The sequence below is a fragment of the Rubrobacter tropicus genome (assembly GCF_011492945.1).
Lineage (GTDB): Bacteria > Actinomycetota > Rubrobacteria > Rubrobacterales > Rubrobacteraceae > Rubrobacter_D > Rubrobacter_D tropicus.
In genome coordinates this window covers 2,484,442-2,497,906 of the sequence record NZ_CP045119.1, presented here as the reverse complement: position 1 = coordinate 2,497,906, position 13,465 = coordinate 2,484,442, and the positions used below count along the sequence as shown (strand labels likewise).

The window sequence follows — 13,465 nt, the reverse complement described above, 5'->3', positions numbered from 1 at the left end:
GCGGGAGGCAGGGGCATGGGCTGAGAGGAGTACTCGTCGGAACACGATGCGACCAACCCCACAGGCAGCAACGAGCAGAGAGGAAGGGTAATGAGCCACCAGACACCAAAACCGAACGAACTCGCCGACGAGTGGGCCGCGGCCGAACTCGGCGGTGACACCGCGTCATTAAAAGGGATTATGGCCGACGACTTCGTGGCGGTTGGGCCGCGCGGTTTCGTGCTCACCAAAGAGCAGTGGATCTCCCGTCACGAAGCCGGGAACCTGAAGTACGGGTCTTTCGGGCTAGACGAGGCGGAGGTCCGCATTTACGAGGACGCGGCGATCATGGTCTGTCGCCAGACCGCCGCGGGTGTCTACGAGGACGAGAACGGCCGCTACGACATCGACGAGAGCTTCCGCGCGACGCTCATCTTCGTGAAGCAGGACGGAAGCTGGCGCCTGGCCGGCCTCCAACTGAGTCCCATCCTGGGCAGACCGTAAGCCCGCCACGGAAGGAGATGCCGTGCAGAACAAGATGATGATCGAGAAACTGGTCCAGTTCACGCACCTGGAGAAGTTCTACGGCTACCTGCCCGGCATGGACGAGGCGCTCCAGGCCCGGCTCTTCGGTCTGGACCCGGAAGAGTACCGCGCGGTGAAGAACCGCTTCGACGCCAACGCCCGCGATACCGCCCTGGAGCTCCTGGAGGACGGCTCCCTCGCCAGGCGTGTGGACCGGTTGCCGTTTCGGGCGGGACAGACCGTGGTGGGCGTAGGCGACAGCATCACCGACGATTTGCAGTCCTGGCTGGAGATAGTGCGCTATTTGCTCCAAGAGCGGCGACCGCGCGACGGGATACGCGTCGTCAACGTGGGCCTCTCCGCCCATACGACGGCGATGGTGCTCAGACGCTTCGTCCCGAACGTGGTCGCCTCGAAGCCGGACTGGATCCTCTGCCTCCTAGGTGGCAACGACGGCACCAGGGTAGGGCCCGAACCCAACAAGCCGCAGGTAAGCCCCGAGGAGACGGCCAAAAACCTGGAGGCGATGCGACGCATAGCAAAAGAGCAGACCGGAGCCGAATGGGTCTGGATCACCCCTCCAACCTACGACGAGGAACGGGCCTCGACTTTCCCTCCCTTCAAAATGGGCCAATCGGTTTTCCGCAACGACGACATCGTCGCCATCGGGGACTACATTCGCGAGCAGGAAGAGCCCGTCGTGGACATCCAGGAGGTTTTCGGAATGCCCGCCGACCCGGGGCTCCAGGGTCCCGACGGCGTCCATCCTTCTCTGGAAGGGCAGAAGGCCATAGCCAGGGCGTTCGTCGAGCGGCTGGCGCCGTGAGTGCTTCGCCCGGGGGCGAGGTGCGACCTGCTCCAGTGACACTTGTCATGCCGAACACACGACGGTCGTCACTACCGGGCGTCGAGGAGCGTCCTTAGACTCGTCCGTGCGGAGAAAATCCGGCAAAGGAATGGATCTCCCGTCGAGTTAGGGAGACCCGAGCCAAGACCACATACCAGGAAAGGAGACGCAGTGTCCGTATCGGTGCTCAACTTCTCGATGTCCCTCGACGGGTACATCGCGGGTCCGAACGACGAACCGGGCAACCCCGGCGGCGACGGTTTCGAACGGCTGCACGAGTGGTTCGTCACCCCGGACGGGGAGTTCTTCCGGCCCTCCGGGCCGGCCGGCGAATTGGTCGACGAGGAGGGCGCATCCGGCGCGGTGCTGACGGGACGGCGCACCGCGGAGCAGGCCGATCACTGGGGCGGCGACATTCACGGCAGCCCGATCTTCGTGTTCAGCCAACGCCCTCCGGGTCCATCGGTGGCCGATTATCCGTTGGTGACGTACGTGACCGACGGGATCGAGAGCGCGATGGCGCAGGCGAAGGCCGCAGCCGGTGACCGGCACGTGAACGTGCACGGCGCGTATACGGCGCAGCGGGCGCTCGAGGCCGGGGTGCTGGACGAGTTGCAGATCCACGTGATACCGGTGCTGTTCGGCGGTGGCCGCCGGCTGTTCGACGTGTTGCCGTCGCGCGTCGAGCTGGAGATCGTCCGGGTGATCGACACCCCGGAGGCCACCCACCTCCGCTACCGCATCCGCCGTTGACCGCTGGCGCGAACGGCCGCAGATACAAAACGCGGCCCAGCCGGCGGAACAAGGTGAACTGGAATTCGGAGGAGACACCGTGTGACGGCTGCAAAAACTCCGTCGCTTTCAGCGACATCGGTCTGGACAGCTTCGTGGCCGGCCCGTTGTGGCGGTCGGCCGTCGCGTTGACGTGGGCGGGAACGTCCCGCTTCAGGATAGGAGGAACCTGATGGGAACACTCATGATCGACTTCATCACCTCGCTCGACGGCTACGGTGCAGCTGAGGGCTGGCCGGGCTTGTGGGGTATGGAGAGCGCCGAGTATTTCGGCTGGCTAGACGAACAGCCCGAGCACACGCTTTTGATGGGAGCGACGACCTACCGGCTGATGTCGGGCATGGCCGCGGGCGGCGAAGAGGGGGTCGACGAGCTCACCCGGCGGCCGAAGGTGGTCTTCTCTTCGACCCTCGCCGACCCGCTGGCGTGGGCAAACACGCGACTGGTGACCGGAGACGCGGTGGATGCCGTGCGGGCGATGAAGGCGGACGGCCGCACCGAGATGCGCACGCTGGGCAGTGTGAGTCTGTGCCGATCGCTGATCACGGCCGGGCTGGTGGATCGCTTTCGGGTCGTCGTCTTCCCGGTCATCACCGGCGCGACCGGCCAGGATCGGATCTACGACGGGTATCCCGACGTCGGGCTCGACCTGGTGGAGAGCCGCACCTTCGACGGCGGGCTCCAGTTGTTGGAGTACGTGCCCACCGTGCTCGACGGCCCGCCGGGCAGCACGGGGGCGGTGGGCTGAGCGGTGCCGCGGGTAGCGATGGGCCGGCGGCAGCCGGTTATGCCCCACCTTATGTGGACCTACGACACAGATGCCGACGGCGTCGAGCGCCCCCGCGACGCCGGCTGCCCGAGCTGCTCCTCCGCCGCCGACGGCGTCGGCAACCCGAGGCGGCTGCACGTCCGGAACACCACGCTGGTCGCGGTGACGCGGGCGCCGTACGAGAAGATCGCCGCGTTCCGCGAGCGCGTGCGGTGGAGGTTCCCCTGGTACTCCTCGTGGGGCAGCGACTTCAACCACGACTTCCACGCTGCCCTCGACGACCGGGTCGCTCCGGTGCGGATCTTCCACCGCAACGAGGCCGAACTCGCCGAGGCCGGGACACCGTGGACGGGCGGACCGTGGACGGAGGGCACGTGCGGCGCGGACCTGCCGGGCAGGCTCGTGGCTCGGAAGGCCTCGCGATGATCTCCCATGGCGAAGTAGTTCGTTTCGGTGTCCACATCCCGAACATGTGGGAGTACGGCGACCCGAGCGTGATCGCCGAACTCGCCGAGCTCGCGGAGGAGTGCGGGTGGGACGGCCTCTTTGTCTGGGACCATGTCGTGTTCGATCTAGGCGACCCCCCCGACGTGTGCGACCCATGGGTCGCCCTGGCCGCCGCGGCCTCGCGCACGCGCCGGATCCGGCTCGGCACGCTGGTTACGCCCGTGGCCCGGCGCCGGCCCTGGAAGCTTGCGCGCGAGGTGGCGTCGCTCGACGCGCTCTCTCAGGGCCGGGTTGTGCTCGGCGCGGGTTTGGGAGCTCCTGCCGACGCAGAGTTCGGGGCCTTCGGCGAGGACGCGGATCCGATCGCGCGACGCGGGAAGCTGGACGAGGGCCTGGAGCTGCTTCGCCTCTTCTGGAGCGGGGAGCCCGTGCGCTTCGCCGGCGAGCACTATACCGTCTCCGATGTCGCGTTCAGACCGAGGCCGCAGCAGGTGCGGGTGCCGATCTGGGTGGGTGGGAACTGGCCCAACAAGCGCCCGTTCCGCCGGGCGGCTCGGATGGACGGCGTCATTCCGGAGCACATGCGCGGCGGCCAGGTGACGCCAGCCGAGCTCGGCGAGGTCGTCTCGTTCATCGCCGCGGAGCGGCGGCGCCACGCGATCGACGCCGATCTGTCCCTCGACCTGGTCGCCGGGGGCGACACGCCGGTAAACGATCCAAGCGCCGCCCGCGCGATCGTCGAGCCGTACGTGCAGGCGGGCGCGACGTGGTGGATCGAGCGCTTCCACAGCGACCGCGGCCCGCTGCAGCTCACGCGCGAGCGGCTCCGCGCAGGTCCTCCGCGGTGGTGACAAGCGATCGGCGCTTACGCGAACGTGGTACCCGCCGACCTGGAACTGGTCGACCGCCGCGTCCTGAACGGCCGGGGTTCCCGGTCGAGTATCGACCGACCGGCAAGAACATCCCGCGAGCCCCGACGCCCGAAATCGCACGGTCCCACCCGAAGGCGGCAGAAGAGGAGCGCACCCATGGTCATCGTCGCAGCACACGTCACCGTCGAGCCCCGGCAGCGCGAGTCCTGCCTCGCGGACTGCGTGAGTGTCGTCGAACGGGCACGCGAGCCGCCCTCGAAGCCTTCCGCGGCGGTGTTCCCAGCCCAAGCGACGAGCAGAGCTCGGCGATGCTGTCGGCGTCGGTGTCCGAGTACGCCGTCGGCGACGTGCGGCCCGTGTTCGGGAAGGAGGCAGAGTGAACTTGCGGCACGGTGCCACGCTCAACCGATGAGATCCGCGCCTCGGTGCGGTCATGACGAGAGAGACCACCACGAGAAAAAGGACGAACCCATGAGACCGACGACCAACACGAACCACCCGAGGAGAACGACATGACCGCTACCTACACCTTCGACGTCTTTTCCAGCCTCGACGGCTTCGGCTCCGTCGGCCGCGGCGCCGACTGGGGCGGCTACTGGGGCAAGCAAGGCCCCGAGCTGCTGGATCACCGCCTCGCCCTGTACGGCGAGGAGCAGCGGATGGTCTTCGGGGCCAACACGTTCCGGGCGATGGTGCAGATGCTGGCCTCGAGCACCGAGGAGTCCGAAATGCGTGACCCATGGGTCACCCGGATGAGGAACCTGCCGGCGACGGTGGTGTCGACGACGCTGGAAGGACCCCTCGACTGGCCGGACGCGACCGTAGTGAGCGGCGACGCCGTCGACGTCGTCGCTCGCCTCAAGGAGGAGTCTGAGGTACCGTTGCGCTCGCACGGCAGCCTGTCGCTGAACCGGGCGCTGATGGCCGCCGGCCTGGTCGATCTCGTCCAGGTGACGATCTTCCCCGTGATCACCGGCCAGACCGGGGTGGACCCGATCTTCCAGGGTGCGGCCGACTTTGACCTAGAGCTTATCGAGAGCCGGACGCTCGACGGCCACACCCAAGAGCTCATCTACCGGCCCACCCTCCATTGACCTACACGGATTCGAAGAGGATCTTGCCTGACCCCAACGGGTTGATCCATGGCGTGCGCCTCCGGTCCGACCGAACAACGACCAAACCGACGAGAGAAAGGACGAACCCATGACAAAGCAACTAGATCGCCAGGCCCTGGCGGACTTCACCGGGCGATGGTTCGCGCTATGGACCGAACCCGACCCGCAAGCGCGGTCCAGGCAGGTCGCCGACCTGTGGGCGCCCGCCGGTGCGCAGGTACTGGTGGACCCGCCCCAGGAGATGCGGGCCGCGGCCACCGCGTTGGCATTCCCGGTGCCCCGTCTCGAGGTGCGCGGCCACGACGAGATCTATCGCCGGGTGACCCGAGCGTACGCCATGTTCGTCGAGCCCGGCGTGCACACGTTCCAAGCGGCGGCAGGCGATGCCGTGCTCCTGGCACCCGGTCTCGTCGGGTTGGGGTGGGAGATGGTCGCCGTCGCCGACGGGACCGTCGCCGGGAGCGGCTACGACGTGATCGTACTCGACGACGACGGCCGCATCCTGCTGGACCACCAGCACATCGCCTTGACCTGAACCGAGGTCGTTTGGCGCAGACCACTTTCCGGAGGAGGAATCGTGAAGCTTGACCGAGCAACGGTGTGCCTACCCACCAAGGATCGCCGGGTATCACACGCCTTCTACACCGCCCTCGGGTTCGCGGCGGTGGGCGACGAGTTGGAGGACGATGGGCTACCCGAGCCCCTGCAGTTCGAGATCAGCGCCGGATTGCGCGTGATGCTGATCCCGTTGCGCGGCTTTGGGTGGGTGATCGGTGGTCGCAAGCGATCGCCGCGGGATGCGCACGAGTGTCTGGTCGTGATCGGGCTGGCCACCGACGCCGCAGTCGACGAGCTGATGCGTCGCGCGCAGGACGCCGGCGCCGAGATCGTCATCGAAGCCGGAAACCAGCAATGGGGATACGCCGGCGCCTTCGCCGACCCCGACGGCCACATGTGGCAGGTCACCCGCGCCGACGGCTTCCTAACCCGATAGGCCCCCCCAAACCGGCACGCGCCGCGATTCGCGGCACCGGCCGCGCCGTGACCGACGAAATCAACCAACGAGAAAGGAAACCGCGACCATGAAACTGACGACCACCACGCACGTCTCCCTCGACGGGGTGATGCAGGGACTTGGCGGCGCGGACGAGGACCGCAGCGGCGGGTTCGAGCGCGGCGGATGGGCCTTGCCGCTCTTCGACAACGAGGCCGAGACCTTCCTCGCCGAGGTCTTCCAGCGCGCCGACGCGTTCCTGTTCGGCCGGCGGACCTACGAGATCTTTGCCGGCTCCTGGGGAACCGGCTCCTGGGGGGCGAATCAGGGCGACAACCCGATCTCGGTGGCGTTGAACACGAAGCCCAAGTACGTCGCCTCGACCACGCTCACCGACCCGCGGTGGGCGGGCACGACCGTCCTCTCTGGTGATCTTGCGGCGGCCATCGGCGAGCTGAAGGCCAAGGGGGGAGGGGAGCTGCAGGTGCACGGCAGCGGCGCCCTGGTCCGGTGGCTGCTCGAAAACGACCTCGTCGACGAGATGAACCTGCTCACCTATCCCGTGGTCGTCGGCCAGGGCACGCGGCTGTTCCCCGACGCCGGCCCGGACAGGGCGCTCGAACTGGTCGAATCGCGGGTCACCCCCGGCGGGGTGATCATCCAAGTCTACCGCACGGCCGGGCGCCCAGAGTACGCAACGTGACGGCCGACATGACGCACGTGAAAGGGACACCTAAAGGGACACCTCATCGCCCATTCAAAGGAGGAACCGAGCCCGAATGAGTACGGACCAAGCCACCGCCCGAGAAATCCAGGCCGTTTCCGAAGACCGCAGGCGGCGGTTGGCGCTGTACGTGCTGTGCCTCGGGATGCTGATGATCGTCCTCGACGCGACGATCGTCAACGTCGCCCTGCCGTCCATCCAGGAGGATCTCGGCTTCTCGCAGAGCGACCTCGCCTGGGTTGTCAACTCCTACCTGATCGCGTTCGGCGGCCTGTTGTTGCTGGCGGGGCGTCTCGGCGACCTGGTCGGGCAGCGGCGGATCTTCCTCATCGGGCTCGCCGTGTTCACCGTGGCGTCGCTGCTCTGCGCGCTTGCCCAGGGCCAGGGCTTGCTGATCGGCGCGCGCTTCGTCCAGGGCGTCGGCGGGGCGCTGACCTCCGCCGTGATCCTCGGGATGATCGTGACGATGTTCCCCGAGCCCCGGGAGCAGGCGAAGGCGATCGGCGTCTACACGTTCGTCGCCGTCGCCGGCGGGTCGATCGGGCTGCTGGCGGGCGGGGTTCTTACCCAGGCGATAAACTGGCATTGGATCTTCTTCGTCAACCTGCCCGTCGGGCTCGCGACCGCGGTGTTCGCGATCAAACTGGTCCCGCATCGCGAGGGGTCGGGCTGAGGGCCGGGGCCGATCTCCTGGGCGCGGCGTTGCTCACCGGGGGCCTGATGCTCGGCGTGTACACGATCCTCGGCGTCGCCGAGGAGGGCTGGGGGTCCATCCAGACGCTCGCCCTCGGCGCCGTCTCGATCGGTCTGCTCGCGGCGTTCGTCGCCCGTCAGGCGCGAGTTGCGAACCCGCTGATGCCGCTTCGCCTGTTCCGCTCGCGCAACGTCGCCGGCGCCAACCTTGTCCAGACCCTGCTCGTGGTGGGGATGTTCGGGACGTTCTTCCTCGGGGCTCTCTACATGCAGCGGATCCTCGGGTACGACGCGCTCCGGGTCGGCTTCGCCTACCTGCCTATGACCGCCGTCATGGGGGCGATGTCGTTCCGTTTCACCGGGCGGCTCATCCTGCGGTTCGGCCCGATCGCCACGCTGGTTCCGGCGATGGCTTTCATCGTGGCCGGGCTGCTCCTGCTCGCCCGGACCCCGGTCGAGGCGACCTACGCGATCGACCTGCTGCCGGCGATGATCCTGGTGGGGCTCGGGGCAGGGCTGGGCTTTCCGTCGCTGATGACCCTCGCGATGTCCGGTGCCACGGCGAGCGACTCCGGTCTGGCCTCCGGGCTGGTGAACACGAGCGTGCAGGTCGGCGGCGCGATCGGCCTCGCGGTGCTAGCCACCTTCGCGACCGGGCGCACCGACGGGCTGCTGGCCGAAGGCGAGCCGGCCGCATCGGCGCTCAACTCCGGGTACCACCTCGCCTACTTGATCGGCGCCGGTCTGGCGATCGTCGCGATCGCGACCGCCGTCGGCGTGCTTCGCCCGCGCGAAGCCGTAGGAGAGCCCGCCCTTGAACCCGATGCTGCTCCCGGCGGCTGTCTGGAAACCGGGACGGGGGTCGTGATCGGGAACGGGTGCGGCGGGTGCGCTGGCTCGAGGCCGCAATGAGCGGGTACACCCCACCGACCCCGGCCGATGGCTTTCTGGACCCGGACCATCCGACCCTGTTCCCGCGCCTGACGGAGGCTCAGATCGGGCGGCTGGCCGAGAGCGCCGAGACCCTGTCGCTCGCGCCGGGCGAGGTCGTCTTCGAGCAGGGCCAGCGCGAGGCGCCCCTGTACGTCGTTCTCTCGGGGGCCATCGACGTCATAGATCGCCAACCCGAGGGCGATCGCTACTTCACGCAGTGCCGGCCCGGCACCTTCGCCGCCGACACCTCCATGTTCACCGGCGAGCCGACGATCGCCCGCGGCGTCGCCGCCGGGGAGACTACGCTGCTCGCGGTACCACCCGGCGCGCTGCGCGCGCTGGTCGCCGGCTCCGACGAGCTGGGGGACCTCCTCCTGCGCACCATGATCACGCGTCGCGAGTGGCTGCGGGGCCAGGGCCTCGGCTACGAACGTCTGATCGGGAGGCGCTCCTCGAGTGAGGCCTTCGCCATCCGCGAGCTGTTGGGGCGCAACATGGTACCGTTCAGCTGGCACGACGTCGACGCCGACGCCGAGAATCGGGCGCTGCTCGAGCGGCTCGGCGTCGGCCCCGAGGAATGCCCCGTGCTCGTCCGCACCCACAGCGTGCTGCGCCGCCCGACCCTCGCGCGGGTCGCCGACGAGCTCGGCCTGCGCGCCCGGGTCGATGGGCGCCTCTTCGACGTAGTCGTCCTCGGGGCGGGCCCCGCGGGACTGGCCGCCGCCGTCTACGCCGCCTCCGAAGGCCTGGCCACGCTGGTCATCGAGCGGTTCGCCCCGGGGGGCCAGGCGGGGACCAGCGCCCGGATCGAGAACTACCTCGGCTTCCCGACCGGCCTGTCCGGATCGGAGTTGACCCAGCGGGCGACGCTGCAGGCGCGAAAGTTCGGCGCGGTCATCTCAAGCGCCCACGGGGGTGCACCATCGCCCCGTCCAAGGAAGACGGGTCACGTCACCTGGCGCTCGGCGACGGCCAGGAGGTAGGCGCACGTTGCGTCGTCCTCGCCGTCGGCGCCGACTACCGCCGCCTGCTGGCCGACGGGGCCGAGCGCTTTGAGGGCCTGGGCCTCTACTACGCGGCGACCCACCTCGAGGCGCTCCAGGTCTCGGGCGAGGACACGGTCGTCATAGGCGGCGGCAACTCGGCCGGACAGGCGGTGGTCAACCTCGCCTCCTACGCCCGCCGCGTCCACCTGGTGGCCCGACGCCCGTTGACCGCGACGATGTCCCGATACCTCGTGGATCGCGTCGAGGCCGCCGAGAACGTGGAGGTCTTGGGGGGCTGCGAGATCGAGGCTCTCCACGGCGACGAAGAGCTCGAGGCCGTCACGGTCGTCGGCCGCGATCGCGACCGCGACCGGCGTCGGCTGCCCGCCGCGGCCGTGTTCGCGATGATCGGCGCCTCCCGCGGACGGGGGACGTCTCCGGATTGGTAGGACTCGACGAGAAGGGGTTCATCGCCACCGGCGAAAACGCGTGGCGCCACCCGAGCTTCACCGAGCATCGAGGAGGCAGCGGCGGCCAACCGTTGCTCCTGGAGACGACGCGACCGGACGTCTTCGCCATCGGGGACGTGCGAAGCGGTTCGACGAAACGGGTGGCGTCGGCCGTGGGGGACGGCGCGCTCGTCGTCCGCTCGCTGCACGAGGCGCTCGCCGGCCTATCGGGGACGTGATGGTGGAAGGCGAAAAGCTCGAGGCGATCGCGCGGAGGGTCAATTGGTGCCCGATCTGCGTTATCCCCGACGTTCTTTGCTGTGTGCAACCGTCACCATGAGGAAGGAGCGAAGTGATGGATCAACCAACCGCAAATGAGGCGCTGAAGCGGCTCGAGCCGCTTCTCGGCGAATGGACCCTCGAGGCCGGGCCGCCGGATGGGCCGCCGTGGCCGGGCGAGGCGCGGGCCACGATCGAGTGGCACGACTCGGGGGCGCACCTGGTGCAGCGCTCGACGGCGGAGAATCCCGAGGCGCCCGACACCGTCTCGATCATGGGCTGCGACGCCGCGAACGGCACATACTTCCAGCTCTACTCCGACGAGCGCGGCGTCTGCCGCGTCTACGAGATGAGCATCGGGGACGGGGAGTGGAGGCTCTGGCGCGAGGGCGAGCCGTTCTCGCAGCGCTTCACCGCGACGATCAGCGACGACGGCGAGACGATCTCCGGCCGCTGGGAGAAGGCGCCGGACGGGCGCGCGTGGGAGACCGACTTCGACCTCACGTACCGCAGGGCCAGGTAGGCGGATATCTCGCCCGCCTATCCTCGTTTGCCTATCGCCTTACGCGCCTTCGCAGCGAGCGGGGTGGGATGTCATGAATCGGTCTTGGCGGCCAGACCAGGTCCCGCCATGGGGCTCGCACACAACGGCGAGGTTCCAGCATCATCGCCGCGATCTACTCGACGACGTGATGCCGGTTCGTCAAACCGAGGAGAAATGGAGGTCAAAATGAACAACCCGATACGGCTCTACATGTCGATGTCCCTGGACGGCTTTATCGCCGGACCGGACGATCGACCGGGCCAGGAGATGGGACGCGACGGCGGACGGCTCTTCGACTGGCTCGACGACCGGGGGTCCGACGGCCCGAGCGGGCGGGTCTACCGCGAGTTGATGGCTACCGGAGCGGTGATCTCCGGCCGCAGGACCTTCGAGCTCGCCGGACGTTGGCAGGGCGACCACCACGGCAGCGTGCCCATCTTCGTCCTCACGCACCACATCGATGACGGGGACGTGCCGCCCGGCCACGCGCGGTTCGTCACCGACGTGGAGGCCTGCGCCCGCGAGGCCCGCGCGGCTGCCGGGGAGAAGGCGGTCATGGTCCACGGGGCGGGCACGGCCCAAGCGCTCCTGCGGGCCGGGCTCATGGACGAGATGGAGGTCCACCTGGTTCACGTCCTCCTCGGGGAAGGCCGACGCTTGTTCGATCACCTTGGCGGCGGCCACATCGAGCTCGACCTCGTCCGCCGGCTGGAGGATCGGGGCGTCACGCACCTCCGCTACCGCGTGCGCCACCCGAAGGAGACCGCATGAAGACGCTCTTCGTCGCCTATCGCGTCACGGACCTTGACCGCTCGCTCGATTTCTACACGGCCCTGGGCTACACCGAGTTGGGGAGGGTTACGCTCGACGACGGGGCGCGCCTCGCGTTACTGAAGTTTCCCGAAGAACCGGTCGTCACGCTCGAGCTCGTCCACCGACCCGGAGGCGTCGAGACGGGCGGTGTCGACCACGTCGCGATCCAGGTAGACGCGCTGGACGCCACCCTAAAGAGGCTGACCGAAGCCGGCCTGGAGCCGGATCCCGTCCAGTACCCGGGCGGTCCCGAAGGCCCGAAGACGTCGTGGCTCACCGACCCTGACGGCTACAGGATCGAGCTTGTGGAGTGGCCGCCCGGGCAGCCCGACGGCCTCACCGAAGCGGCCTTCTCTTGAGGCGATCGCGGCGAGTTGGGTGACTTCCGAAGGCCCACATCCGGCAGCTTCCCGCGACACCGCACGGCCGCGGATGCTAACGCGTCCGCTCGTGCTGGTGTTCGCCTCGTCTTTCGGCTTCTCGACGAGCTTCTACCTGCTGCTTTCGGTGGTGCCGATCTACGCCGCTTCGGTTGGCGCGGGCGAGGCCGGGGCCGGGCTCGCCACCGGCGCGCTCATGCTCTCGACGGTGGCCGCGGAACTCTTCACGCCCCTTCTCCTTTCCCGCTTCGGCTACCGGGCGGTGTTCGCCGCGGGTCTCGTGCTGCTCGGGGCGCCCGCGTTCGCGCTCGGGTTCGCCCCGACCTTGGTGAGTATCCTCGCCGTCTGCCTGACGCGGGGGTTCGGCCTCGGGATCGTCCTGGTCATTGGCGGTGCCCTGGTGGCGGAACTGGTGCCGTCCGAGCGCCGCGGCGAGGGACTCGGCCTCTACGGGGTCGCTGTGGGTGTGCCTTTCGTGGTGGCGCTGCCCCTGGGAGTGTGGCTCGCCGAGACTTTCGGGTACCCGCCAGTCTTTGTCGCCGGGGGCCTGGCCGCCCTGGCCGGTTTGGCGGCGATCCCGGGCCTGCCGGGACGGGCTTGGCGGCCCGGGCGGACGGTGGGCGTGCTGGACGCCTCGCGGAACCCCTCCCTGCTCGGGCCGCTCGCCGTCTTCTTCGTCGTCGCGATGTCCGCCGGCATCGTCGTCACGTTCGTGCCCCTGGCCGTGCCCGGTGACTCCGGCAACCTCGCCGCCGCCGCGCTCCTGATCCAGGCCGCCGCTGCCACCCTCTTCCGTTGGTGGGCCGGGCGCCTCGGCGACCGGTACGGCCCCGCCTCCCTGCTCGTGCCCGCGGTCGTGGCCTCGGCGGTCGGTGTCCTTGCCCCGGCGTTCGCCGCGAACCCGGCCGCGGTGCTGGCCGGGATGGCCCTCTTCGGTGCGGGGTGGGGCGTCACCCAGAACGCCACGCTCGCGGTGATATTGGAACGCGTCGCGCCCTCGGGGTACGGCGCGGCGAGCGCCCTGTGGTACGTCGCCTACGACGCCGGTCTCGGGCTGGGTGCCTTCGGGTTCGGCGTGGTGGCCGCCGGGACAGGCTACCCGATGGCCTTCGCGCTCACCTCCGCTTTGGTGCTCGCGGCGCTCGCGCCCGCCTCGCGCGGTAGTGGGGGCGCACGCGTGCGATGATGTACCTTTTGACCCTGGGAACCACGCCCTCGATGGGTCTTCGCCCGTCTCGGGCGACACGAACCACTTTGACCGCCGGGAGTAGCCGTTCGTGGTCGACTTACTCGCCCGCGCGTACTCCTAAGATGATAGGGAGGA

Annotated in this window: 19 protein-coding genes; all 19 read left to right on the top strand. The window is 68.8% G+C overall.

The features are described from left to right. Positions 1–90: 90 nt before the first annotated feature. The 19 genes from GBA63_RS12475 to GBA63_RS12385 all read left to right on the top strand — a co-directional run bounded on the left by GBA63_RS12475 (position 91) and on the right by GBA63_RS12385 (position 13,327). Positions 91–483, top strand: coding sequence for a nuclear transport factor 2 family protein (locus tag GBA63_RS12475; RefSeq protein WP_166176514.1), 393 nt, complete (start codon positions 91–93; stop codon positions 481–483). A 22-nt stretch (positions 484–505) separates the two neighbouring features. Then, complete coding sequence (locus GBA63_RS12470; protein ID WP_166176512.1) at positions 506–1,330, top strand: SGNH/GDSL hydrolase family protein; 825 nt, start codon at positions 506–508, stop codon at positions 1,328–1,330. A gap of 219 nt (positions 1,331–1,549) precedes the next feature. Then, positions 1,550–2,104, top strand: coding sequence for a dihydrofolate reductase family protein (locus tag GBA63_RS12465; RefSeq protein WP_407690845.1), 555 nt, complete (start codon positions 1,550–1,552; stop codon positions 2,102–2,104). Between the two features lie 211 nt (positions 2,105–2,315). Further along, the gene (locus GBA63_RS12460; RefSeq protein WP_166176508.1) at positions 2,316–2,891 is read left to right on the top strand and encodes a dihydrofolate reductase family protein; all 576 of its coding nucleotides are present in this window, start codon (positions 2,316–2,318) and stop codon (positions 2,889–2,891) included. A 3-nt stretch (positions 2,892–2,894) separates the two neighbouring features. Beyond that, positions 2,895–3,338: a DUF899 family protein gene (locus tag GBA63_RS12455; RefSeq protein ID WP_207956758.1), complete on the top strand. Its 444-nt coding sequence runs from the start codon at positions 2,895–2,897 to the stop codon at positions 3,336–3,338. After that, on the top strand, positions 3,335–4,210 hold the full coding sequence (locus GBA63_RS12450) for an LLM class flavin-dependent oxidoreductase (protein ID WP_166176506.1): 876 nt from the start codon (positions 3,335–3,337) through the stop codon (positions 4,208–4,210). The genes GBA63_RS12455 and GBA63_RS12450 overlap by 4 nt, the downstream gene beginning before the upstream one ends. A gap of 533 nt (positions 4,211–4,743) precedes the next feature. Next, a complete protein-coding gene (locus GBA63_RS12445; protein ID WP_166176504.1) occupies positions 4,744–5,325 on the top strand; it encodes a dihydrofolate reductase family protein in 582 nt (193 codons plus the stop codon). A 109-nt stretch (positions 5,326–5,434) separates the two neighbouring features. Then, positions 5,435–5,881, top strand: coding sequence for a hypothetical protein (locus GBA63_RS12440; RefSeq protein ID WP_166176502.1), 447 nt, complete (start codon positions 5,435–5,437; stop codon positions 5,879–5,881). Between the two features lie 42 nt (positions 5,882–5,923). Then, complete coding sequence (locus GBA63_RS12435) at positions 5,924–6,340, top strand: VOC family protein (protein ID WP_166176500.1); 417 nt, start codon at positions 5,924–5,926, stop codon at positions 6,338–6,340. An 88-nt stretch (positions 6,341–6,428) separates the two neighbouring features. Further along, entirely contained in the window at positions 6,429–7,043 is a 615-nt protein-coding gene (locus GBA63_RS12430; RefSeq protein ID WP_166176498.1) for a dihydrofolate reductase family protein, read from the top strand. 139 nt (positions 7,044–7,182) lie between these two features. Continuing rightward, positions 7,183–7,737, top strand: a complete 555-nt coding sequence (locus GBA63_RS24015) for an MFS transporter (RefSeq protein WP_207956757.1) — start codon at positions 7,183–7,185, stop codon at positions 7,735–7,737. A 47-nt stretch (positions 7,738–7,784) separates the two neighbouring features. Then, entirely contained in the window at positions 7,785–8,669 is an 885-nt protein-coding gene (locus tag GBA63_RS23675; protein WP_207956756.1) for an MFS transporter, read from the top strand. After that, entirely contained in the window at positions 8,666–9,673 is a 1,008-nt protein-coding gene (locus GBA63_RS12420; RefSeq protein ID WP_166176496.1) for a Crp/Fnr family transcriptional regulator, read from the top strand. The genes GBA63_RS23675 and GBA63_RS12420 overlap by 4 nt, the downstream gene beginning before the upstream one ends. After that, on the top strand, positions 9,613–10,125 hold the full coding sequence (locus GBA63_RS23670) for an NAD(P)/FAD-dependent oxidoreductase (protein WP_228282557.1): 513 nt from the start codon (positions 9,613–9,615) through the stop codon (positions 10,123–10,125). Before GBA63_RS12420 ends, GBA63_RS23670 begins: the two co-directional genes overlap by 61 nt. After that, positions 10,119–10,364 carry a hypothetical protein gene (locus GBA63_RS12405; protein WP_166176494.1) on the top strand — a complete coding sequence of 82 codons (246 nt, stop codon included), beginning with the start codon at positions 10,119–10,121 and terminating at the stop codon, positions 10,362–10,364. The genes GBA63_RS23670 and GBA63_RS12405 overlap by 7 nt, the downstream gene beginning before the upstream one ends. A gap of 116 nt (positions 10,365–10,480) precedes the next feature. Continuing rightward, positions 10,481–10,927 carry a hypothetical protein gene (locus GBA63_RS12400; RefSeq protein ID WP_166176492.1) on the top strand — a complete coding sequence of 149 codons (447 nt, stop codon included), beginning with the start codon at positions 10,481–10,483 and terminating at the stop codon, positions 10,925–10,927. A gap of 207 nt (positions 10,928–11,134) precedes the next feature. Then, complete coding sequence (locus GBA63_RS12395; RefSeq protein WP_166176490.1) at positions 11,135–11,719, top strand: dihydrofolate reductase family protein; 585 nt, start codon at positions 11,135–11,137, stop codon at positions 11,717–11,719. Next, entirely contained in the window at positions 11,716–12,120 is a 405-nt protein-coding gene (locus tag GBA63_RS12390) for a VOC family protein (protein WP_166176488.1), read from the top strand. Before GBA63_RS12395 ends, GBA63_RS12390 begins: the two co-directional genes overlap by 4 nt. Positions 12,121–12,193: 73 nt before the next feature. After that, entirely contained in the window at positions 12,194–13,327 is a 1,134-nt protein-coding gene (locus tag GBA63_RS12385) for an MFS transporter (protein WP_166176486.1), read from the top strand. The last annotated feature ends 138 nt before the right edge of the window (positions 13,328–13,465 follow it).

What these genes read in the sequence shown, in the direction of transcription:
- GBA63_RS12400 (WP_166176492.1), top strand. Translation starts at nt 10,481, where the DNA reads ATGGATCAACCAACCGCAAATGAGGCGCTGAAGCGGCTCGAGCCGCTT.
- GBA63_RS12460 (WP_166176508.1), top strand. Translation starts at nt 2,316, where the DNA reads ATGGGAACACTCATGATCGACTTCATCACCTCGCTCGACGGCTACGGT.
- GBA63_RS12465 (WP_407690845.1), top strand. Translation starts at nt 1,550, where the DNA reads ATGTCCCTCGACGGGTACATCGCGGGTCCGAACGACGAACCGGGCAAC.
- GBA63_RS12420 (WP_166176496.1), top strand. Translation starts at nt 8,666, where the DNA reads ATGAGCGGGTACACCCCACCGACCCCGGCCGATGGCTTTCTGGACCCG.
- GBA63_RS12475 (WP_166176514.1), top strand. Translation starts at nt 91, where the DNA reads ATGAGCCACCAGACACCAAAACCGAACGAACTCGCCGACGAGTGGGCC.
- GBA63_RS12430 (WP_166176498.1), top strand. Translation starts at nt 6,429, where the DNA reads ATGAAACTGACGACCACCACGCACGTCTCCCTCGACGGGGTGATGCAG.
- GBA63_RS23675 (WP_207956756.1), top strand. Translation starts at nt 7,785, where the DNA reads ATGCTCGGCGTGTACACGATCCTCGGCGTCGCCGAGGAGGGCTGGGGG.
- GBA63_RS12445 (WP_166176504.1), top strand. Translation starts at nt 4,744, where the DNA reads ATGACCGCTACCTACACCTTCGACGTCTTTTCCAGCCTCGACGGCTTC.
- GBA63_RS12395 (WP_166176490.1), top strand. Translation starts at nt 11,135, where the DNA reads ATGAACAACCCGATACGGCTCTACATGTCGATGTCCCTGGACGGCTTT.
- GBA63_RS12450 (WP_166176506.1), top strand. Translation starts at nt 3,335, where the DNA reads ATGATCTCCCATGGCGAAGTAGTTCGTTTCGGTGTCCACATCCCGAAC.
- GBA63_RS12390 (WP_166176488.1), top strand. Translation starts at nt 11,716, where the DNA reads ATGAAGACGCTCTTCGTCGCCTATCGCGTCACGGACCTTGACCGCTCG.
- GBA63_RS12385 (WP_166176486.1), top strand. Translation starts at nt 12,194, where the DNA reads ATGCTAACGCGTCCGCTCGTGCTGGTGTTCGCCTCGTCTTTCGGCTTC.
- GBA63_RS12440 (WP_166176502.1), top strand. Translation starts at nt 5,435, where the DNA reads ATGACAAAGCAACTAGATCGCCAGGCCCTGGCGGACTTCACCGGGCGA.